21 protein-coding genes are annotated in these 20,365 nt (G+C 64.1%); 8 read left to right on the top strand and 13 right to left on the bottom strand.

Translation table 11 applies throughout. The features are described from left to right. Positions 1 to 57 precede the first annotated feature (57 nt). The 4 genes from HU760_RS22235 to HU760_RS22220 form a co-directional block, all read right to left on the bottom strand. Positions 58 to 2,190: a TonB-dependent siderophore receptor gene (locus tag HU760_RS22235; protein WP_186677921.1), complete on the bottom strand. Its 2,133-nt coding sequence runs from the start codon at positions 2,188 to 2,190 to the stop codon at positions 58 to 60. Between the two features lie 113 nt (positions 2,191 to 2,303). Then, positions 2,304 to 2,684 carry a hypothetical protein gene (locus HU760_RS22230; RefSeq protein ID WP_186677919.1) on the bottom strand — a complete coding sequence of 127 codons (381 nt, stop codon included), beginning with the start codon at positions 2,682 to 2,684 and terminating at the stop codon, positions 2,304 to 2,306. Positions 2,685 to 2,844: 160 nt separating this feature from the next. After that, positions 2,845 to 4,032, bottom strand: a complete 1,188-nt coding sequence (locus tag HU760_RS22225; protein WP_186677917.1) for an MFS transporter — start codon at positions 4,030 to 4,032, stop codon at positions 2,845 to 2,847. Positions 4,033 to 4,184: 152 nt separating this feature from the next. Beyond that, positions 4,185 to 4,934: a 3-oxoacyl-ACP reductase family protein gene (locus tag HU760_RS22220; RefSeq protein WP_186677915.1), complete on the bottom strand. Its 750-nt coding sequence runs from the start codon at positions 4,932 to 4,934 to the stop codon at positions 4,185 to 4,187. A 118-nt stretch (positions 4,935 to 5,052) separates the two neighbouring features. On the opposite strand from HU760_RS22220, the gene HU760_RS22215 reads away from it, so the two are divergent. Beyond that, positions 5,053 to 5,991: a LysR family transcriptional regulator gene (locus HU760_RS22215; protein WP_186677913.1), complete on the top strand. Its 939-nt coding sequence runs from the start codon at positions 5,053 to 5,055 to the stop codon at positions 5,989 to 5,991. A 75-nt stretch (positions 5,992 to 6,066) separates the two neighbouring features. On the opposite strand, the gene HU760_RS22210 is transcribed toward HU760_RS22215, so the two are convergent. Then, positions 6,067 to 6,537: a GreA/GreB family elongation factor gene (locus HU760_RS22210; RefSeq protein ID WP_186677910.1), complete on the bottom strand. Its 471-nt coding sequence runs from the start codon at positions 6,535 to 6,537 to the stop codon at positions 6,067 to 6,069. A 2-nt stretch (positions 6,538 to 6,539) separates the two neighbouring features. Beyond that, on the bottom strand, positions 6,540 to 6,932 hold the full coding sequence (locus tag HU760_RS22205; RefSeq protein WP_186677907.1) for a hypothetical protein: 393 nt from the start codon (positions 6,930 to 6,932) through the stop codon (positions 6,540 to 6,542). Positions 6,933 to 7,063: 131 nt separating this feature from the next. Between HU760_RS22205 and earP the strand changes: the two genes are divergently transcribed. Further along, entirely contained in the window at positions 7,064 to 8,209 is a 1,146-nt protein-coding gene (gene earP, locus HU760_RS22200; protein WP_186677904.1) for an elongation factor P maturation arginine rhamnosyltransferase EarP, read from the top strand. 48 nt (positions 8,210 to 8,257) lie between these two features. Continuing rightward, positions 8,258 to 8,827 carry an elongation factor P gene (efp, locus tag HU760_RS22195; protein WP_170028870.1) on the top strand — a complete coding sequence of 190 codons (570 nt, stop codon included), beginning with the start codon at positions 8,258 to 8,260 and terminating at the stop codon, positions 8,825 to 8,827. 88 nt (positions 8,828 to 8,915) lie between these two features. Here efp and HU760_RS22190 read toward each other — a convergent pair whose 3' ends face one another. The 3 genes from HU760_RS22190 to HU760_RS22180 form a co-directional block, all read right to left on the bottom strand. Further along, a complete protein-coding gene (locus HU760_RS22190; RefSeq protein WP_186677888.1) occupies positions 8,916 to 9,344 on the bottom strand; it encodes an organic hydroperoxide resistance protein in 429 nt (142 codons plus the stop codon). Between the two features lie 139 nt (positions 9,345 to 9,483). Further along, entirely contained in the window at positions 9,484 to 9,939 is a 456-nt protein-coding gene (locus tag HU760_RS22185; protein ID WP_170028872.1) for a MarR family winged helix-turn-helix transcriptional regulator, read from the bottom strand. Positions 9,940 to 9,986: 47 nt separating this feature from the next. After that, positions 9,987 to 10,952, bottom strand: a complete 966-nt coding sequence (locus HU760_RS22180) for a LysR family transcriptional regulator (protein WP_186677885.1) — start codon at positions 10,950 to 10,952, stop codon at positions 9,987 to 9,989. A 112-nt stretch (positions 10,953 to 11,064) separates the two neighbouring features. On the opposite strand from HU760_RS22180, the gene HU760_RS22175 reads away from it, so the two are divergent. After that, a complete protein-coding gene (locus tag HU760_RS22175; protein ID WP_186677882.1) occupies positions 11,065 to 11,814 on the top strand; it encodes a sulfite exporter TauE/SafE family protein in 750 nt (249 codons plus the stop codon). A 61-nt stretch (positions 11,815 to 11,875) separates the two neighbouring features. On the opposite strand, the gene HU760_RS22170 is transcribed toward HU760_RS22175, so the two are convergent. Continuing rightward, positions 11,876 to 12,727, bottom strand: coding sequence for a LysR substrate-binding domain-containing protein (locus HU760_RS22170; protein ID WP_186677879.1), 852 nt, complete (start codon positions 12,725 to 12,727; stop codon positions 11,876 to 11,878). 96 nt (positions 12,728 to 12,823) lie between these two features. Between HU760_RS22170 and HU760_RS22165 the strand changes: the two genes are divergently transcribed. Further along, positions 12,824 to 13,042, top strand: coding sequence for a DUF1127 domain-containing protein (locus HU760_RS22165; RefSeq protein ID WP_186677878.1), 219 nt, complete (start codon positions 12,824 to 12,826; stop codon positions 13,040 to 13,042). A gap of 117 nt (positions 13,043 to 13,159) precedes the next feature. Here HU760_RS22165 and HU760_RS22160 read toward each other — a convergent pair whose 3' ends face one another. Further along, positions 13,160 to 14,506 carry a class II 3-deoxy-7-phosphoheptulonate synthase gene (locus HU760_RS22160; RefSeq protein ID WP_003247094.1) on the bottom strand — a complete coding sequence of 449 codons (1,347 nt, stop codon included), beginning with the start codon at positions 14,504 to 14,506 and terminating at the stop codon, positions 13,160 to 13,162. 117 nt (positions 14,507 to 14,623) lie between these two features. On the opposite strand from HU760_RS22160, the gene HU760_RS22155 reads away from it, so the two are divergent. Together HU760_RS22155 and HU760_RS22150 are read left to right on the top strand one after the other, a co-directional pair. Continuing rightward, complete coding sequence (locus HU760_RS22155) at positions 14,624 to 15,379, top strand: spermidine synthase (protein WP_186678269.1); 756 nt, start codon at positions 14,624 to 14,626, stop codon at positions 15,377 to 15,379. A 423-nt stretch (positions 15,380 to 15,802) separates the two neighbouring features. After that, positions 15,803 to 17,482, top strand: coding sequence for a DEAD/DEAH box helicase (locus HU760_RS22150; RefSeq protein WP_186677875.1), 1,680 nt, complete (start codon positions 15,803 to 15,805; stop codon positions 17,480 to 17,482). A 116-nt stretch (positions 17,483 to 17,598) separates the two neighbouring features. On the opposite strand, the gene HU760_RS22145 is transcribed toward HU760_RS22150, so the two are convergent. Next, a complete protein-coding gene (locus HU760_RS22145) occupies positions 17,599 to 18,366 on the bottom strand; it encodes a DODA-type extradiol aromatic ring-opening family dioxygenase (RefSeq protein WP_186677866.1) in 768 nt (255 codons plus the stop codon). Between the two features lie 101 nt (positions 18,367 to 18,467). Between HU760_RS22145 and HU760_RS22140 the strand changes: the two genes are divergently transcribed. After that, a complete protein-coding gene (locus HU760_RS22140) occupies positions 18,468 to 19,118 on the top strand; it encodes a thiopurine S-methyltransferase (RefSeq protein ID WP_186677865.1) in 651 nt (216 codons plus the stop codon). 170 nt (positions 19,119 to 19,288) lie between these two features. Here HU760_RS22140 and htpX read toward each other — a convergent pair whose 3' ends face one another. Next, a complete protein-coding gene (gene htpX, locus HU760_RS22135; RefSeq protein ID WP_186677863.1) occupies positions 19,289 to 20,176 on the bottom strand; it encodes a protease HtpX in 888 nt (295 codons plus the stop codon). Between the last annotated feature and the right edge of the window lie 189 nt (positions 20,177 to 20,365).

The following is a 20,365-nucleotide window of genomic DNA, read 5'->3' as shown; positions in this document are numbered from 1 at the left end:
AAGCCGGGGGCTTTTTGTTTTCCGTGAAAAATGGGGCCGCCACGCGGCCCCCCAGTCTCAGAAACTCACCGAAGCCGAAAGGCGGGCGGTTCGCGGTGCCCCCTGGAACAGGTAGTTGTCGCCCAGGTAGTCGCCCACGTCGCGCCAGTAGCGCTTGTCGAACACGTTATCGACTGTCAGCCGCAGCACCGTGTCGTACCCCCCGACCCGCAGGCGGTATCGGCTGCCGAGATCGAACACGGTGTACCCGCCAACCTCCACGTTCCCCGCTTGGCTCGCATACTTGCTGGCGCTGTAGCGTGCGCCGCCGAGCAACGCCAGGCCCGCCACCGGCAGGGCGTATTCGGCCTGCAGCGCCGCCCGCCACCTGGGCACGTTGATCGCCTGGTGGCCCTCATAGGCATCGGTACCGCTGTTCTGCACCCGCGCACGTATGGCTGCGGCGCTGGCCTGTACCTGCAGGTTCGAAGTCACCCAGCCGCTGGCGCCCAGTTCCAGGCCGGTGTTCTTCTGCTGGCCTTGCTGGACGTAGGTGTAATGGCCGGTGCCATCCGGGCGTGCATATTGATACGCCTGGCGGATCTGGAACAGCGCGGCGCTGAGGCTCAGGCCTTGCCAGTCGTGCTTGAGGCCGAGTTCCAGCTGGTGCGACGTGGTCGGCGCCAGTATTTCCGCGGCGTTGTCGGCAAACCAGGGGGCTGTGCCTCCAGCTGACAAGCCCTTGGCGTAGCTGGCATACACCGTGGTCTCCGGCTGCGGCTTGTAGATCAACGCGGCATTGGGCAGCAACTGGTACTGCCGGGTATGGCGGCCCGCCACGCCGTTTTCGTCCCAGGTCTTTTCATCCAGGCGCACTTCACGCGCGCCCAGCACGGTCTGCCATTGCTCGCTGAAGCTGATGCGGTCGCTGACGAACAGGCCGTACTGGCGGCTGTCCAGGCGGCGTTCGCTGGCGCCGACGGGTTTGTCGGACGGGGCGAGTACGGGAGTACCCGCATGGATGTTGCCGGTGCCGAGCCACTCGTTGTAGTACGGGCGCTGATCAAGGGTGCGCCGCTGCGCACTGGTGCCTACGGTCAGGTCATGCGCCACGCCGAGTGCGTCGAAACGCCCATTGAGCATTGCCTGCGCTTCATCGGTGCGGCGGGTATCGTCGGGGCTGCGGTAGTCGTAGATATCGTAGTCGCCGTTGCTGCCGAAGAACGCGCCTTCGCTCGATCCCCAGGCAAACGAACTGTAGTCATCGATCACCACCTTGCTGCGCGAGGCGCTCAAGGTTCCGGTCCAGGCCTCGTTGAGCTGGTATTCGAAGCGTCCGCCCAGGTTCAGCGAGTCGTTCTGCACCGGCTTGGCCCAATGCTGGTAGGCGAGGCGGTCGTCGGGGTCGATGCCGTGGGGCACAGTGCTACCACCGAGCAGTTGATAGCCCGGTACCGAACGTTGCTCCCGGTGCTGGTATTCAGCATCCAGCTGCAAGGTGGCATCCGGGTTGAGCTGCCAGTCAAAGGCCAGCGAGGCGAAGTCGCGCTGGCCATCGGCGTGGTCCACATACGAGCGGATGTCTTCATGGGCCAGGTTGGCGCGCAGGCCGAATTGCCGCTCGCTGCCGAACCAGCCACCCAGGTCGGTCGCCAGGTAGCGCTCGCCTTGCGCATTGGTCGATACGGTGACGCTGCGCACGTCTTCGGCGCGCTTGGTCACATAGTTGACCAGGCCGCCTGGCTCCGACACGCCGCTCTGCAACCCTGACAGGCCTTTGAGCAATTCCACCTGCTGCTTGTTTTCCAGGGCCACGTTCTGCTCGCCGGCGATGGTCTGGCCGTTGATGCGATAGCTGCTGGCCGCATTGAGTTCGAAGCCGCGGACATTGAAGTTTTCGTAGTAACCGATGGGGGCATAGCTTTCGCCCACCGAGGCATCGCTTTGCAGCACTTCGCTGAGCAGGCGTACCTGGCGGTCTTCGAGCAACTGCTGGCTGAACACGCTGACGGCGGCGGGGGTGTCGAGCAAGGGGGCGGGCTGGAAACCGCCCACTGCAGCCTCGCGTGCCTGGTAGCCATCGTTGGCATAGGTGTCGGACACCTGCACCGGGGCCAGCAGCACACTGTCGTCGGCAAGCACCTGGGGGCAATGCAGGGCCAGGCCCAGACTGAACAGGCTCAGGGGCAGGCGAGGGGGACGCGGGGGCATGCGGTGGGGCTCCTGGATGCGCACGCCTGTACCGCCTCTTCGCGGGTACAGGCATGAAAAAGGCGGCATCTTACAGCCGCCTTGTTCATAAAACGATCCGCGCCCTGCGCTATTCAGCCTTTGCCGCCCGGCCGCCTGTGCTGACGCCAGTTGTCGTCGATCTTTGACCAGGTCTTGCCATCGGTACTGGCCATGAGCTTGCGCCCGTCCTTGAAAGTGGCCAGGAAGGTGGCTTCTTCTTCCTTGCCGCCCAGCCACAGCCCGGCCAGCAGCCCCACCGGCCCGGCCACCAGGGCGCCGGCCACGCCCCAGCCCAGCGCGCTGCCCAGGCTGCGGCTGGATTCGAGGCTGGCCAACCGCAGGTCGCTGATGCGTGCCAGGGAAATCCGCTCGCCCGGGGACGGGCTGCGCGGGGTCTTGAGTGTGAGCGATCCGTTGCGATACTCGCCTTCACCTTGCAAGAAATCGCCGGATTGCACCGTGAGTCTTGTCATAACGTCGTCCTGTCAGGGAAAGGGCATTGACCAACGCTTACTGAGCGCTGCCATGACCGGCAAGTCAACGGCCAGACGACGGAGGGTAGTGCGGTAGGTTGTCGCCGTGCCTGATGGCCTTTTCGCGGGGCAAGCCCGCGAAGAACCCAGCGCGCGTTCTTCAGGCCGTCTGCAACAGCTGCCTGCGCTTGCGCTCGGCTGCCCCCCACGCCAGCAATGCCAGCGCGCCAATCACCAGCCCAGCGACCACGATGCCCAACCAGCCCTGGTACTGGAACAATTGCGTGCCCAGCAACGACCCAAGCGCCCCGCCAATGAAGTAGCAGGTGATGTAACCGGCATTCAGCCGCGTACGCGCTTCGGGGCGCAGGGCGATCACCGCATTCTGGTTGCTCACGTGCACCAGTTGCACCGCCAGGTCGAGCATCAGCACGCCCAGCAGCAGGGCCAGCAACGATTGCTCGGCAAAGCCCAGCGGTACCCAGGACAGCAGCAACACCACCAGGCCCACGGTGGTGCCCAGTGCGCCCTTGCCCCGGTCGGCCAGACGCCCGGCCCAGTTGGCGGCCAGGGCACCCGCAGCACCGGCCAGGCCAAACAGGCCGATCACTGCATCGGAATAGTGGTACGGGTCTTTTGCCAACAAGAATGCCAGCGGCGTCCAGAACAGCGCGAACAGGCTGAATGCCAGCAGGCCGAGCAGCGAGCGCAGGCGCAGCACTGGCTCTTCCACGAACAGGCGGAACACCGAGCCGATCAACGCCGGGTATTTCAGCCCGGCATGGCTGTGGTGTTGCGGCAGGCTGCGGTACAGCGCCACGGCGGTGATGGCCATCAGCGCGGCGGCCAGTACGTAGATGCTGCGCCAGCCACCCAGCTCGGCCATGAACCCGGCGGCGGTGCGCGCCAGCAGGATGCCCAGCAACAGGCCGCTCATCAGCGTGCCGACCGCGCGCCCACGCGAATGAGGCTCGCTGAGGGCTGCAGCCATGGGCACCAGAATTTGCGCCACCACCGAGAACAGCCCGGTCAGCGCCGTGCCGAGGATCAGCCACGGCAGGCTCGCTGCGCAGGCACTGATGACCAGGCCCAGGGTGGCAATCGCGGTCATCACGCTGATCAACCGCCGCTGCTCGAACAGGTCACCCAGTGGCGCCAGCAGCAGCAGGCCGGCGCCATAGCTGAGCTGCGCGGCAATGACGATGCTGCCGGCGCTGGCGGTGCTCAGGCCAAACTGTTGGGCGATGCTGTGCAGCAACGGTTGCGCATAATAGTTGCTGGCCACGGCCAGGCCAGTGGCGGTGGCCATCAGCAGGATGAGTGCGCGGCTCAGGGTGGGGTTGTGCATGTGGTTCTCGTGGCAGTTAGGGGGAGGGGCAACCTGTACCGGCCTCTTCGCGGGCTTGCCCGCTCCCACAGGATTTTCACCGGGCCGGAGCCAGTGGGGTGCCTGTGGGAGCAGGCAAGCCCGCGAAGAGGCCGGTACAGGCAACCGTTGGATCAGGCTGCAAACCCGCCATCGACAGTCAGGCTGGCCCCGGTAATGTACCCCGCCTCAGGCCCCGCCAGGTACGCTACGAAGCTGGCGATTTCGTCCGCCTCGCCATACCGCCCGATCGCCATCAGCGGGATCAGGCTTTCGGCGAATTCACCGCTGGCCGGGTTCATGTCGGTGTCCACCGGCCCGGGCTGCACGTTATTCACGGTAATGCCTTTGGGGCCCAGGTCACGGGCCATGCCACGGGTCAGGCCGACCAACGCCGACTTGCTCATGGCGTAGGGCGCACCACCGGCAAACGGCATGCGTTCGGCGTTGGTGCTGCCGATATTGATGATGCGTCCGCCCTGGCCCATGTAGCCCGCAGCCGCCTGGCTGGCGACGAACACGCTGCGCACATTCACCGCCAGCATGTGGTCGAAGTCGGCCAGGTCGAACTCGGTCACTGGCGCCACCGCCAGCACGCCGGCGTTATTGACCAGGATATCGAGCCGGCCGAAGGCCTTCACGGTGTCATCCACGGCCAGTTGTACCGCTGCTGCATCGGCGCTGTCGGCGCGCAGTGCCAGGGCTCGGCCGCCGTTCTCGGTAATTTCCCGCGCCAGTTGTTCTGCTGGCCCGGCCGAGCTCACATAGGTGAAGGCCACCTGCGCGCCTTCACGGGCCAGGCGCCGCACGATGGCTGCGCCGATACCACGGGAGCCGCCCTGTACCAGGGCCACTTTGCCTTCGAGGGTGTGTTGCTTGGACATGCTGATCTCCTGCTGGAAGCCAGGCCGGAATGCCTTGGATGGGTGCAGTATCGGCGCTTGATTACCTGCTGATAAGATGGCAATCACTATCAGCAGAGTAAACCTTTGGTTGCTAATCATGGCCATGGAGTCGTTCAACGCTTTGGAGTGTTTCATCCGCAGCGCCGAGGTCGGCAGTTTTGCCGAGGCTGCCAGGCGCCTGAGCCTCACCCCGGCTGCGGTAGGCAAGCATGTTGCCCAGCTGGAAGCGCGCCTGGGGGTGCGGTTGTTCCAGCGTAGTACCCGCAAGCTGACCCTGACCGAGGCGGGGCAGCGATTTCTGGAGGAAGTCAGTGACAGCTTCCGCACCATCCAGTACGCCGTGGCCAACCTGGCCAGCGCCGAGGGCCAGCCGGCCGGGTTGTTGCGGGTCAGCATGGGCACGGTGTTCGGGCGCTTGTACGTGCTGCCCCTGCTGGGCGAATTCCTGCGTCGTTACCCGGGCATCACCCCGGACTGGCATTTCGACAACCGCCAGGTCGACCTGATCGGGCAAGGTTTCGATGCGGCGCTTGGCGGGGGCTTCGAACTGCCGCCAGGGGTGGTGGCGCGCAAGTTGACCCCGGCGCACCGGGTGCTGGTAGCGGCGCCGGCTTATCTGGCCCGCCATGCACCGGTCACGGAGCCACAGGCGCTGCAGCGGCATGACGGTATTCTGATCCGCTCGCCGCAGACCGGGCGCGTGCGCTCGTGGCCGTTGACCAGCCGCTGGCAGGAGCAGCAGCCCTTGGCGTTGCGTCAGGCGATGACCATGAGCGATTCGGACGCGGCTTGTGCGGTGGCCGAACAAGCGCTGGGGATTGCCCTGGTGAGCCTGCCGTTTGCGGTACCGTACCTGGAGAGTGGACGGCTGCGGCGGGTGCTGCCGGACTGGTATGTGGACGATGGGCATATCAGCCTGTATTTCGCCGAGCACAAGCTGTTGCCGGGCAAGACCCGGGCGTTTGTCGATTTTGTGGTGGAGCAGTTTGCACAACAGGGCCTGGCGGGGCGGTTCGATGCCTTGCAGGCGCTTTGAAGGTACTGCGCGGCTGCCAGGCTTGATGCGCTCCTGCAGCGGCCGCATTGGCCGCGCCAGAGTGAGGGGTAGATGTCAGGCGACATCGACAATCAACAGCGTCTGCGACCCCAGCCCCACCTCATCGTCCACGTTCTTGCCGATCAACTGCTGCCCCAGCGGCGATCGCGAGGTTATCACTGTGACCAGCGCATCTCCCTCGCCAATCTTCAATCCTGCCGCCTCGGGCCCGAGGAACAGACGCTGCTGCCTGCCGTCTTCATCCTCCAGTGTCACCAGGTTGCTCATCTGCACCCCGCGTGCCGGGTCATAATCGCGCAGCAGCAATTGCTGGTAGGTCTGTAGCGCCGTGCGAATTTCCGCGCTGCGGCGGGCCTGGCCGGTAGCCAGGTACGAGGCCTCCAGGCCCAGGGTGTCGTACTTGTTTTCGGCGATGTTCTCCTCGGCGGTGGCCGCTTCATACGCGGTCTGTGCCGCGCGGGTCAGCACGTCCAGGTCACGCTCGAGGGTGGCGACGATCTGCGCCAGCAGGCGGGGCTTGTCCATGGTCAGTAACAGAACTCCAGCACGTTGGCCTGGCTTTTGTCAGTGGGCGCGTTGCGGTTCTGCTGCAACCAGAACTGGCACTTGGGGCTGTTCAGGTTGCGCGGGTTGCTCTGGGCGGCTTCGACAGCCTGTTGCTGCTCCTGCTTGTGCAGGATGTTTTTGTAGCGCTCGAACATCTCGGTCTGGGCATCCGCCGCCGGGGTTGGCGGTGCCACTGGCCGGGCAACACCGGGTGCCACCGCCTGGGCCAATGGCTGCACCTGCTCTGGCCACCGCTGCAGGGCCAGCCACAGGCTGGCGGCGATAGCCATGGCGCCCAGCCACAGGCCCAGGGCAACGCACAGGATCAATGGTAACGGCTTGAGGGTGATCTTCAGTTCACGGTGGCGGGGCATGGTACTGTCCTGGCAGGGTGGTTCGGGGGGCATTGTCGCATGCGTCCGGGCATTTTTCCGCGCCGGTGCTTTTGTCGGCGACAATTTATCCGCAGAATTCGCGGTTTTTCCGTTGGGCGAGGGCGGGGCACATGAAAGCCACCTGGGACATCTTCTGCACCATTGTCGACAATTACGGCGATATCGGCGTGACCTGGCGCCTGGCCCGCCAGTTGGTGGCCGAACATGGCCTGGCGGTGCGCCTGTGGGTGGACGACCTGCGTGCGTTCGTGCGCCTGTGCCCGGGTGCCGATGCCACACTCGACCAACAGTGGCAGCAGGGCGTGGAGATACGCCACTGGCCAGCCGACTGGCAGTCGGTGGCAAGCGCCGACGTTGTCATCGGAGCCTTCGGCTGCCGCCTGCCAGCGGGCTATATCGAAGCGCTGGCCGCGCGACCGTCACCGGCGCTATGGCTGAACCTGGAATACCTCAGTGCCGAAGATTGGGTGGACGGTTGCCACGGCTTGCCGTCGCCGCAAGGCAACGGGTTGCGCACGGTGTTCTTCTTCCCCGGCTTTACCGCCGGCACCGGCGGCCTGCTGCGCGAGGCCCCCTTGCTGGCGCGCCGCGCCGCCTTCGAGGCCGACCCGGCGCAGCGCACTGCGTTTCTCGCCGGGCTCGGCGTACAGGTACAGGACAATGCGCGGCTGATCTCGCTGTTCGCCTACGAGAACCCGCACCTGGGTGGCTGGCTGGAGGCCCTGGCCGAAGGTACCCGGCCCAGCCACCTGCTGGTGCCGGAAGGGCGCATCCTCGGCGACCTCTGTGCCTGGCTGGGCGAGCCCACGCTGTCGCTGGGGGCGGTACGCCAGCGTGGTGCGCTGACCGTGCAGGTGCTGCCTTTCGTCAGCCAGGACGATTACGATCGCCTGCTCTGGTGCTGCGACTTCAACGCCGTGCGCGGCGAGGATTCGTTCGTGCGTGCGCAGTGGGCGGGGCGGCCACTGCTGTGGCACATCTACGTGCAGGAAGAGAATGCACACTGGGAAAAACTCGAAGCGTTCCTGGCGCTTTATCGCCAGGGCCTGTCGGATGCTGCCGGCGAAGCCCTGGTCGATCTGTGGCGCGCCTGGAACCTCGACAGCCGCACGCCGCGCGACATGCGCGCCGCCTGGGGCGAGCTACTCACGCACTGGGACGAGCTGCAGGCGCATGCCCGCCACTGGTGTGCCAAACAGGCCGCTCAGCCGGACCTTGCCATGACGCTGGTACAGTTTTACCGAAATTGGCTATGATACGCGGCCTCGATTTTTATAAATCCATCCAGATTCGGATACTGCGTAATGAAAACTGGTAAAGAACTGAAACCCGGCACCGTACTGCGGATCGACAACGACCCGTGGCTGGTACAGAAAGCCGAATTCACCAAGTCGGGTCGCAACAGCGCGATCATGAAGACCAAGCTGAAGAACCTGCTGACCGGCTACAAGACTGAAACCGTCTACTTCGCCGACGACAAGCTGGACGACGTGATCCTCGACCGCAAGGAAGTGACCCTGTCCTTCATCAGCGGTGACGCGTACACCTTCATGGACACCACCGACTACACCATGTACGAGCTGAACGCCGAAGACATCGACGCCGTTCTGCCGTACATCGAAGAAGGCATGCAGGACGTCTGCGCCCTGACCATGTACGAAGAGAAAGTGGTATCGGTCGAACTGCCGACCACCATCAGCCGCCAGGTTACCTACACCGAGAACGCTGCTCGCGGCGACACTTCGGGCAAGGTCATGAAGCCTGCCAAGCTGGCCAACGGTACTGAAGTCCAGGTTGCCGACTTCATCGAGATCGACGAGTGGATCGATATCGACACCCGCGATGGCTCCTTCAAGGGCCGTTCCAAGAAGTAATTCTTCTTGTGAAACGCAAAAAAACCCGGCCTTGGCCGGGTTTTTTTGTATCTGGATCGTTAACTGCCACACGCTCCTACAGGGAGCCTCAGACGGTCACATGCAACCGTACATCCACGTTCCCGCGGGTGGCGTTCGAGTATGGGCACACCTTGTGCGCCTTTTCCACCAGCCCTTCGGCCTCGGCCTGGGCCAGGCCCGGCAGGTTGATGTGCAGGTCGATGTCCAGGCCGAACCCGCCCGGGATCTGGCCGATGCCCACCTTCGCGGTAATCGAGGCCTCTGCCGGCAGGGCTTTCTTTTCTTGCCCGGCCACGAACTTCAAGGCACCAATGAAGCACGCCGAGTAACCGGCGGCGAACAGTTGCTCGGGGTTGGTGCCGTCACCACCCGCGCCACCCAGTTCCCTGGGGGTGCTGAGCTTGACTTCCAGCTTGCCGTCGCTGGAGCGGGACTTGCCGTCGCGCCCGCCGGTGGAGGTAGCTTCTGCGATGTACAGCGGAGTGACCTTTTGCATCTTGAGCCTCGCTAACGTGTTGTGCGCTTCCGTCTGGGGAAGGGCGCGGGTTGGTGTGGGATTTAAATTAGCGCGCAATTAGTTAGTGCGCAAGATATTTTTTTGCCGTTCGTCCGAACGACCATCCCCAGCCCGGTTGTCAGAGGTTCTTCTGCAGGTTCTCGCGCAATGTCAGCAGGTCGGCCTGCAGCTGCTGCAGCTGTTCCAGGCTGCGGCCACTGGCCTTGAGGATGCACTGCGGCACTTCCCTGGCCCGCTGTTGCAGGGCGCGGCCTTTGTCGGTCAGTTGCACCAGCACCACCCGTTCGTCTTCGCGGCTGCGGTTGCGCTGCAGCAAGCCTTCGCTTTCCAGGCGCTTGAGCAGCGGGGTCAGCGAGCCGGGGTCGGTAAGCAGATGCTGGCTGATTTCGCCCACGGTCAGGCCATCGCGCTCCCACAGCACGAGCATGGCCAGGTACTGCGGGTAGGTCAGGCCCAGGGCCTGCAGCAGCGGTTTGTAGACCTTGGTCATCAGCAACGAGGTGGAGTGCAGGGCGAAACAGACCTGGTTTTCCAGCAGCAGCTCGTCACAGGAGGCTTGGGTGTCGGCGTTCATGCAGGTCCTTGAAAGGTCATCAATGGGTAAGTCTGGCACGCTGATCATTAGTGCGCTTGATACTCGTGCAGTTCACTGCGCAAAGCCAGGTCCCAAGGTGGAATCGGGCTGAAGCGGCTCTTGAGAAATTCGAGCAGCAAACGGCTGCGAGAGTTCGTTTCGTGTTCCAGGCGTAGCGCGTAGATACCGCTGGTTTCGGCTTCCGGCAAGCCGCCATCGCAAAATAGTGGTACCAGCTCGCCGCGCAGCAGGTATTCGCTGATCAACCAGGTGGGCAGGTGGGCGATGCCCAGGCCGGCGAGAGCCCCGAACAGCAGGGTCTCGGCGTTGTTCGCGGCCATGCGCATGCGCGCCGGGCGGTACAGGCGGGTTTGCCCGGCGACGTTGAAACGCCAGGCAAAGGGGGGCGCCAGGCCGTCCCAGTCCAGGCCATCGTGCTCGGGCAGTTCGCTGGGGCAGGTGGGTATGCCGCGGCTGGCCAGGTAGGCGGGGCTGGCGCAGGCAATACGCACCATGTAGGCCAGTGGCGTGGCAACCAGCCGGGTATCGGCCAGGGGACCGGCGCGCAGCACCAGGTCGACTTCACCGAGGTGACTGCCATGCAGGTCGACGAAGCTGTCGATCAGGCGCAGTTGCACGTCCAGGCCCGGGTAGGCCACCAGGAAGTCGGCAATCGCCGGCGCCAGGTGGCGGCGGCCGAATGCGGCGGGGGCATCGATGCGGATCAGGCCCTCGGGCGCATTGCTCAGCGACACCGCTTCGGCGCGGGCCAGGCGCAGTTCTTCGATGATGCGCCTGGCCCGTTCGGCAAACGCGTGGCCCGCAGGCGTGGCGCGTACGGCGTGGGTGCTGCGGGTGAACAGGCGGCTGCCGACGGCGTTTTCCAGATTGTCGATGCGCCGGGCTACGGCAGACGGGGTCAGCGGATGACGGCGTGCGGCAGCAGAAAAGCTGCCGGTTTCCAGCACATCGAGGAACAGGCTCAGCTGGTCGGTCAGGGTATCAGGGCTCATGGTTGCCTTGCTTATGCGGATAACGCACAGCCATTGTGCGCTGCTGTGCGTTTCCCCGCCAGCCCGCAGTGGTTAGCATGCTTGCATCGTGTGTACAGGCAGAGAGGCCCTGATGATCGAGTGGGTGTTGTATATCGTGCTGGGTGCTGCCCTGGGGACCATGGGTGGCCTGTTTGGCATTGGTGGTGGGTTGATCGCCATTCCGGCGCTGGGCGTGCTGTTTGGCCTGGACCAGCAACTGGCCCAGGGGACGGCGCTGGTGATGGTGGTACCCAACGTGCTGCTGGCACTGTGGCGCTATCACCAGCGTAACCGTATCGAATTGCGCCACGCGGTGCCGTTGTCGCTGTGCAGCTTCGTGTTCGCCTGGCTGGGGTCGATCTGGGCGGTGGGGTTGGATGCGCATTCCATGCGTCTGGGCTTTGTCGGTTTTCTGGTCGCCCTGGCGGTGTGGAACGTGGCGCGGATGTTCATGAAAGTTGCGCCGCCGAGCGCCGAGCTGCGTCACCCCTGGCCATGGCTGGGCGTGCTGGGCAGCTTCGCCGGCACCATGGGTGGCTTGTTCGGCGTGGGCGGGGCGGTGGTGGCCACGCCGATCCTGACCAGTGTGTTCGGCACGACCCAGGTGGTCGCGCAAGGGTTGTCGCTGGCCCTGGCGGCGCCGAGCACCTTGGTGACCTTGCTCACCTATGGGATGCACCACAGCGTCGACTGGGGCGTGGGTATCCCGTTGGCGGTGGGCGGCCTGCTCAGCATCAGCTGGGGCGTGAAGTTGGCCCATGCGTTGCCGGAGAAGGCGCTGCGGACGATGTTCTGCGTATTTCTGGTGGTGTGTGCGGTGATGCTTGGATTCGAGCTTTGAGGGCTTGGGGCCGCTTTGCGTCGCTATCGCGACGCAAGGCCGCTCCGGCAGCAGCCCCGGTTCACTTGAACCCTTCGACGATGTAATCGGCCATGCAATCGGTGATCGGCGACGCGCTCTGCGTGCTGCGCACCAGCATCACATTGGCCACCGGCAACTGCGGCAACCCTTCGCTCTCGCCCAGGATGCGCAGGTTCCCGCCAATCAGGCTCTGCAACTGAGCGGTTACCGCCAGCCCGGCCGTGACGATGGCAAAAATCGCCGCCAGGCTCGGGCTGGTGTAGGCGATGCGGTAATCGATGCCCTGGGCTTCCAGGGCATTGCAGGTCCACGCCCGGCAGAAGCAGTCACTGTTGAACAACGCCAGCGGGATCGGCCGTTGCTCCTGTGGACAGAAACCTTCGGCGGCGGCCCATACCAGACGTTCCTGGCGCAACAGCTGGCCAATCTCGTTGCCCGGCTCGCGGGTAACGATGGTCAGGTCCAGGTCCTGGCGCAGCATCAGTTGTTTGGACGACTCGCAATGCACCTCTACCTGTACCAGCGGGTAGGCCTGGGCAAAGCTCGACAAGATGGTCGGCAGGAAGCGCATGGCGTAGTCGTCCGGCGTGCCGATACGGACCATCCCGACCATGTGTGGCATGCGCAGGGTATTGAACACTTCGCCGTGCAGCTTGAGGATACGCCGGGCATACCCCAGCAGCACCTGGCCTTCGGCGGTCAGCCGCACCTGGCGACCGTCGCGCTCGAACAGCTGGCGTTGCAGGATGTCTTCTTCCAGGCGTTTCATCTGCATGCTTACCGCCGACTGGGTGCGGTTGACCACCTCGCCGGCCCGGGTGAAGCCACCTTGCTCGGCGATGGCGACAAAGGTGCGCAATACGTCGGCGTCGAGGCTCTGGTACTGGGTCATTGCATCAATCTCCGAGATGCATGGCATCAGAAACATTCGTTGGATTGATCTTATGCCTGACAGCAGACTGGAGCCATCAACACGGAGGGCTTCACGATGAAAGGTCATGTCAGCAGCATCCAGCAACCTGCCTTTTCCCTGAACCACCTGTGGCCTGCGGCCGTACACCAGATGGCGCGGTGGCTGCAGCTATACCGTCAGCGCCAGCAGCTGGCCAGCCTCAGCGATGCGACCCTGCACGACCTGGGGCTGAGCCGGGCCGACATCCAGCAAGAGGCCGAGCGGCATTTCTGGGATGATCCGCTGCGTAAATGAGCCAGGTCGTCTGCGCTACTCACTGGCCGTTTCGCGGGTTCACCCGCTCCCGCAGGATGCCGACAGCCTTCAAGAGCTGTACTGCACCTGTGGCGGCGGGCGCACCCGCGAATGCTTCTAGCGTCGCACCTGCTTGAGGGTTTCGGCGATCAGGAACGCCAGCTCCAGCGACTGGTCGGCATTCATCCGCGGGTCGCAGTGGGTGTGGTAGCGGTCCGACAACGCATCTTCGGTAATCGGCCGGGCACCGCCGATGCATTCGGTCACGTTCTGCCCGGTCATCTCGATGTGGATGCCGCCGGCATGGCTGCCCTCGGCCTGGTGCACCTGGAAGAACTGCTTCACCTCATCGAGGATCTGCGCGAAATCGCGGGTCTTGTAGCCACTGCTGGCCTTGATGGTATTGCCGTGCATCGGGTCGGAACTCCACAGCACCTTGCGCCCCTCACGCTCGACCGTGCGGATCAGCCCCGGCAGGTGGTCGCCGACCTTGCCGGCACCCATGCGCACGATCAGGTTCAGGCGCCCGGGGTCGTTGGCCGGGTTCAGCGTGTCGATCAGGCGAATCAGCTCTTCGGGGTTCATGCTGGGGCCAACCTTGACCCCGATGGGGTTGTGCACGCCGCGCAGGAACTCCACATGGGCACCGTCCAGCTGGCGGGTGCGGTCGCCAATCCACAGCATGTGGGCCGAACAGTCGTAGTAGTCGCCGGTCAGGCTGTCCTGGCGCACGAACGCTTCTTCGTAGTTCAGCAGCAGTGCTTCGTGGGCGGTGAAGAAGCTGGTTTCGCGCAGTTGCGGCGCACTGTCCAGGCCGCAGGCGCGCATGAACGCCAGGGTTTCATCGATGCGGTTGGCCAGCTGGTGGTACTTGTCCGCCAGCGCCGAGTTGGCGATGAAGTCCAGGTTCCATTTGTGCACCTGGTGCAGGTCGGCAAACCCGCCCTGGGCGAAGGCCCGCAGCAGGTTGAGGCTGGCGGTGGCCTGGTGGTAGGCCTGCAGCAGGCGTTCCGGGTCGGGGATGCGGCTCTTGGCGTCGAAACCGATGCCGTTGACAATGTCGCCGCGGTAGGCCGGCAGGGTGATGTCGCCGATGGTTTCATCGCCCGAGGAGCGTGGCTTGGCGAACTGTCCGGCCATGCGCCCGACCTTCACCACCGGGCAGCCGGCAGCGAAGGTCATGACGATGGCCATCTGCAGCAGCACCTTGAAGGTGTCGCGGATTTTCGCCGCCGAGAACTCGGCGAAGCTCTCGGCGCAATCGCCGCCCTGCAGCAGGAAGGCGCGGCCTTCGGTGACTTCGGCAAATTGCCGGCGCAGCTCGCGCGCTTCGCCCGCGAACACCAGCGGCGGATAGCTGGCCAAGGTCTGTTCGACCTTCAGCAGGTGCGCGGCGTCGGGGTAGGTCGGTTGCTGCTGGATCGGCAGGGCGCGCCAGCTGTCAGGGCTCCACGGTTGGTTCATCTCGGGCTCGATCTGGTCGGTTGTAGGCTATGGGCCATGGTAACAGTTGGCGCTGTGCTTGTTGCATCAAGGGTGTTGGCGGACAATGCGCGTTTTTGCGCGGGATGGGTGGTGAACATGACGACGGAACGGCAAGAGCGGCTACTGGCACGGGTGGAAGATGCCTTTGGCGTCATCAGCGTGTATGAAGTCGACGACTACCGCTTTCTGGAGTTTGGCGATGCGATCGAGCAGAGCTGCGTGTTCACCGCCGACCCCAGCTGGCTGGAGTACGACTATACCCGCGCCATGCTGGTTGGGGCGTTGTGCCATGCGCAGCCGGAAAGCGCGCTGTTTCTCGGCCTGGGCGCCGGCACGCTGACCCAGGCGTGCATGAAGTTCCTGCCGCTGGACGACATCGAGGCCATCGAGCTGCGCCCGGATGTGCCGCGCCTGGCCATGGAATACCTAGGCCTGGACGACGACCCGCGTTTGTATGTACGCATCGGTGATGCCCTGGAGCTGCTACCCACGGCGGAAAAGGCCGACCTGCTGTTCGTCGACCTGTACACCGACCACGGGCCGGGGGTAGGGCACCTGGCGTGGAATTTCCTGGAAAGCTGCCAGCAGCAGCTCAACCCCGGCGGCTGGCTGGTGATCAACCAGTGGGCCACCGACGACGGCAAGCCGCTGGGCGCGGCGTTGCTGCGCGGGTTGTACCACCGGCATTACTGGGAGCTGCCGGTGAAGGAGGGCAATGTGATCCTGCTGGTGCCGGCGGACCTGGAGCAGACGCTGGACCTGGATGGGCTGAAAGCCCGGGCCGAGGCGCTGGCGCCGCGCCTGGGGTACAGCCTCGAGGGGCTGATCCGCGAGATTCGCCCGGCTACCTGAGTTGGCTTCTTCGCGGGCACGCCCGCTCCCACAGGAATATCATTGTGCTCAAGGGCGGTGAGTATCCTGTGGGAGCGGGCGTGCCCGCGAAACAGACGACGCGGTATCGCAGACAGGAATCGTTTCAGCCGCACATTGCTGATGGCCCGACACTGGCCAGGCACCCTGAAAATATTCCTCACGTCTTTGCACCATTTCGGGTATAGTACGCGCCGGTCTTTTAGCGGACCGCAAAATCAGGTGGTGCAAACCCTCCGAGTCCAGCTTCGGCTGCACGTCCGCTAGGCGGACTTTCCCAAGTTTTCTTTTTCAATCGTTTTCGCAAATCCCCGCCGCCAAAGCTGCCTGGGTGACCTGTCGGTCTTTCATGGCTTGTGCAGCTTTGGAGCATGGGTCTTTGCGGATGCACCTAGAGGCAGACCCATGACCCAGGAAACCGGCGGCTTCGCCGCTCTCGATCTCAATCCGAACATTGTTGCTGCCGTTCTGGCGACCGGCTACGAAGAGCCGTCCGCCATTCAGCAACAATCGATCCCGATCATCCTCGCCGGTCACGACATGATCGGCCAGGCGCAGACGGGCACCGGCAAGACCGCTGCCTTCGCCCTGCCGATCCTCAACAAGATCGATGTGAGCAAGCGCGAACCGCAAGCCCTGATCCTGGCGCCAACCCGTGAGTTGGCGCTGCAAGTTGCTACCGCTTTCGAAACCTACGCCAAGCAGATGCCGGGCGTGAACGTGGTCGCCGTCTATGGTGGTGCCCCGATGGGCCCACAACTGCGTGCGATCCGCAATGGCGCGCAAATCGTCGTGGCCACTCCGGGCCGCCTGTGCGACCACCTGCGCCGTGACGAAAAGGTGCTGTCCACCGTGCAGTACCTGGTCCTGGACGAAGCCGACGAGATGCTCAAGCTGGGCTTCATGGACGACCTCGAAGTGATCTTCGATGCCATCCCGGCCAGCCGCCAGACCGTGCTGTTCTCCGCTACCCTGCCGTCGTCGATCCGCTCGATCGCCGAGCGTCACCTGCGCGAGCCCAAGCACGTCAAGATCCAGAGCAAGACCCAGACCGTCACCGCGATCGAGCAGGCCCACCTGATGGTCCACGCCGACCAGAAGATCCCGGCTGTGCTGCGTCTGCTGGAAGTGGAAGAGTTCGACGCGCTGATCGCCTTCGTGCGTACCAAGCAAGCCACCCTGGACCTGGCCGCCGCGCTGGAAGCCAAGGGCTACAAGGCTGCTGCGCTGAACGGCGACATCGCCCAGAACCAGCGTGAGCGTGTCATCGACTCGCTCAAGGATGGCCGCCTGGACATCGTCGTCGCCACCGACGTTGCCGCCCGTGGCCTGGACGTACCGCGCATCACCCACGTGTTCAACGTCGACATGCCGTACGACCCGGAGTCCTACGTGCACCGTATCGGCCGTACCGGCCGCGCCGGTCGCGATGGCCGTGCACTGCTGCTGGTGACTCCGCGTGAGCGCCGCATGCTGCAGGTCATCGAGCGTGTTACCGGGCAGAAGGTGGCCGAAGCGCGCCTGCCGAATGCCCAGGCCGTGCTGGATGCCCGCATCAAGAAGCTGACTTCGAGCCTGGCGCCGTTGGTAGCCGAAGCCGAAGCCACCCATGGCGAGCTGTTCGACCGCCTGACCAACGACCTGGGTTGCAGCGCGCGTGCCCTGGCTGCCGCCCTGCTGCGCAAGGCCACCAATGGCCAGGCGCTGGACCTGGCTGCAGTCGAGCGTGAGCAACCGCTGGTGCCAAGCTTCACCCCGCGTGAGCGCAGCGCTGAGCGTGGTGAGCGTGGCGAACGTCCGGAGCGTGGTGACCGTGAGCGCCGTGCGCCGATGCCGCTGGCCGAAGGCCGTGTGCGTTGCCGTACCGCCCTGGGTGCCCGTGATGGTATCGCTGCCAAGAACCTGCTCGGCGCGATCCTCAACGAGGGTGGCCTGGCCCGTGACGCCATCGGCCGCATCCAGGTGCGCGACAGCTTCAGCCTGGTCGAGCTGCCGGAAGACGGCCTGGAGAAGCTGCTGTCCAAGCTCAAGGACACCCGCGTGGCTGGCAAGCAGCTGAAGCTGCGTCGCTACCGCGAGGATTGATCCTGGCGCAATGAAAAAATCCCCGGCCTAGGTCGGGGATTTTTTTGCCTGTACCATCTTGGGGCTGTTTTGCAGACCTTGTGTCGCGAAGGGGCGCAGCGCGCTCCCGGCGTACTTCAGTCGAACCGATAAATGTCCATTCCCAGGGCCCCCAGGGTGAACCCCTGGTGCACCACCGCAAATTTGCCCCCCGCCCCAAGGGCAAAGAACAGCGGCAGGAAGTGCTCATCGCTGGGATGGTTGCGCACCGCATTCGGCGCTTGCTGCCGGTAGTCCAGCAGCGCTGCCTGGTCATCCACTTGCAGCTTTTCCACTACCCAATCCCTGAACACTCGCGCCCAAGGCTCGATCACTTCCGGCCCGGCGTGCCAGTCCAGTTCGCCCAGGCTGTGGGTAATGCTGCCCGAGCCGATCAGCAGTACGCCCTGGTCACGCAGGCTCGCCAGCGCCTGGCCCACCTTGAGTTGCAATGCCGGCCCCAAATGGCTGGGCAGCGAAACCTGCACCACAGGGATGCTTGCATCCGGGTACATCAGCGACAGCGGTACCCAGGCGCCGTGGTCGAACGGGCGTTGCGGGTCCAGCCGGGCCGGCAACCCGGCAGCGGTCAGCAGGGCGCAGGCCTGTCCGGCAAGGGCGGGCTCTCCCGGTGCCGGGTATTGCACGGCATACAGGGCCTGTGGGAAACCGTAGAAGTCATGCCACGTCTCGGGCCGTTCACTGCCGGTCACCAGCAGTTCGCGGCTTTCCCAGTGCGCCGATACCACCACGATCGCTTTCGGCCGCGCCAGGCTGTTGGCCAGCCCGGCCAATGCCGGCCCGCTGGCCCCGGGTTGCAGGGCGAGCATGGGGGAACCATGGGAAATGAACAGGCTGGGCAGCATGGCGGGGTCCTGGTGGTTAAGATGTATTCATCTTCGAACACCTACACATCGAAATCCAAACCAAGTTTTACTGGTAAATCATCTAAAAATCGGGAGTGATCATGGAGCCAGCGTTCTGGCAGCAGCGGTGGGCCGACAACCAGATCGGTTTTCATCAGGCGCAGGTGAACCCCTACCTGCAAAAGTATTGGTCACAGCTGCAGCGGCTGCCGGGTAGTCGCGTGCTGGTGCCGCTGTGCGGCAAGAGCCTGGACCTGGCCTGGCTGGCTGGGCAGGGGTATCGCGTGTTGGGCGTAGAGTTGTCGCGGCAAGCGGTGGAGGCATTCTTCCGTGAGCATGGGCTTGAAGCCGAGGTGCAACAGCGCGGGGTTTTCGAAGTTTGGCGCAGTGGTGACGTTGAGCTCTGGTGTGGGGATTTCTTTGCGTTGAAGGTCGAGGATATTGGCGATTGCGCGGGGCTGTATGACCGGGCGGCGTTGATTGCCTTGCCGCCGCAGATGCGTGTGGCTTACATGCAGCTGTTGTCGGGCTTGCTGCCGGCGGGTTGCCAGGGGTTGGTGGTGACTCTGGATTATGACCAGGCTTTGCTGGGCGGGCCGCCGTTTTCGGTGGGGGATGAGGAGCTGAGGCAGGGATTTGCCGGATGGCAGGTGGATGAGCTGGAGGCTGTGGAGGTGATTGAAGAAAGCCCGAAGTTTTCGCAGGCCGGGGTATCGAGTTTGTTGGAGCGGGTTTATCGGGTCAGCCGCTGACAGGTGTGTAGCCTGCACCGGCCCTTTCGCGGGTGAACCCGCTCCCACAGGTACTGCACAATCCTCAAGGTGTGTGGTGAACCTGTAGGAGCGGGTTTACCCGCGAAGAGGCCGGCACAGGTGTACAAAAAAAGGGCGACCGCAGTCGCCCTTTTGTTTTACCGGTTGGATCAACCGCGACGGCGCAGGGCCTCGATGCGGTCTTCCAGCGGCGGGTGGCTCATCAGCAGGCCAGCCAGGCCGTGCTTGAGGCCGCCATTGATGCCGAAAGCCTTCAAGGTATCAGGCATGTGCACTGGCAGGCCTTGCTCCACGCGCAGGCGTTGCAGGGCGCCGATCATCGCTGCAGTACCGGCCAGCTGTGCACCGGCTTCGTCGGCGCGGTATTCGCGGCGGCGCGAGAACCACATCACGATCATGCTGGCCAGGATGCCGAGGACCAGTTCGGCAACGATGGTCGCCACGTAATAGGCGATGCCCTGGCCTTCTTCGTTCTTGAAGATGACCTTGTCGACGAAGTTGCCAATGATGCGTGCGAAGAACATCACGAAGGTGTTGACCACGCCTTGAACCAGCGCCAGGGTGACCATGTCGCCGTTCGCCACGTGGCCGATCTCGTGGGCCAGTACCGCGCGTACCTCATCGGGCGAGAAGCGCTCCAGCAAGCCCTGCGACACCGCGACCAGCGCGTCGTTGCGGTTCCAGCCGGTGGCGAAGGCGTTGGCCTCGTAGGCTGGGAAAATGCCCACCTCGGGCATCTTGATCCCGGCCTCGCGGGACAGCTCCTCGACCGTTTGCAACAACCACTGCTCGTGGCGGGTGCGCGGCTGGCTGATGATCTGGGTGCCGGTGGTCATCTTCGCCATCCACTTGGAGATGAACAGCGAGACGAGGGAGCCGGCAAAGCCGAACACGGCGCAGAACACCAGCAGGCTGCTGAGGTTCAGGTCGACCCCGTTGGCGGCAATGAACCCGTTGAAACCGAACAGGCTCAGGGTAATGCTTGCAACCAGCACCACCGCAAGGTTGGTGGCTACAAACAACAGAATGCGCATCATGGTTGTTACGTTCTCCTGACGGATGAGTTGTCGCTTACTGCGGGGTATATAAGGTGCCGGCCGTGCTGATTCAATCGGGTGACTATTTCAAACTGTGTACGGCGGAGTATGGCAGAGGATGGCAGGGGGGCTGTGGGATAGAGCGTTGCAGGATGTAAGAAGCGGCTCATGCCTTGAAATCTCCGGCGG

It is taken from the genome of Pseudomonas oryzicola (genome assembly GCF_014269185.2).
GTDB classification, from domain to species: Bacteria; Pseudomonadota; Gammaproteobacteria; order Pseudomonadales; family Pseudomonadaceae; genus Aquipseudomonas; species Aquipseudomonas oryzicola.
This window is presented reverse-complemented; position numbering and strand designations above follow the sequence as displayed.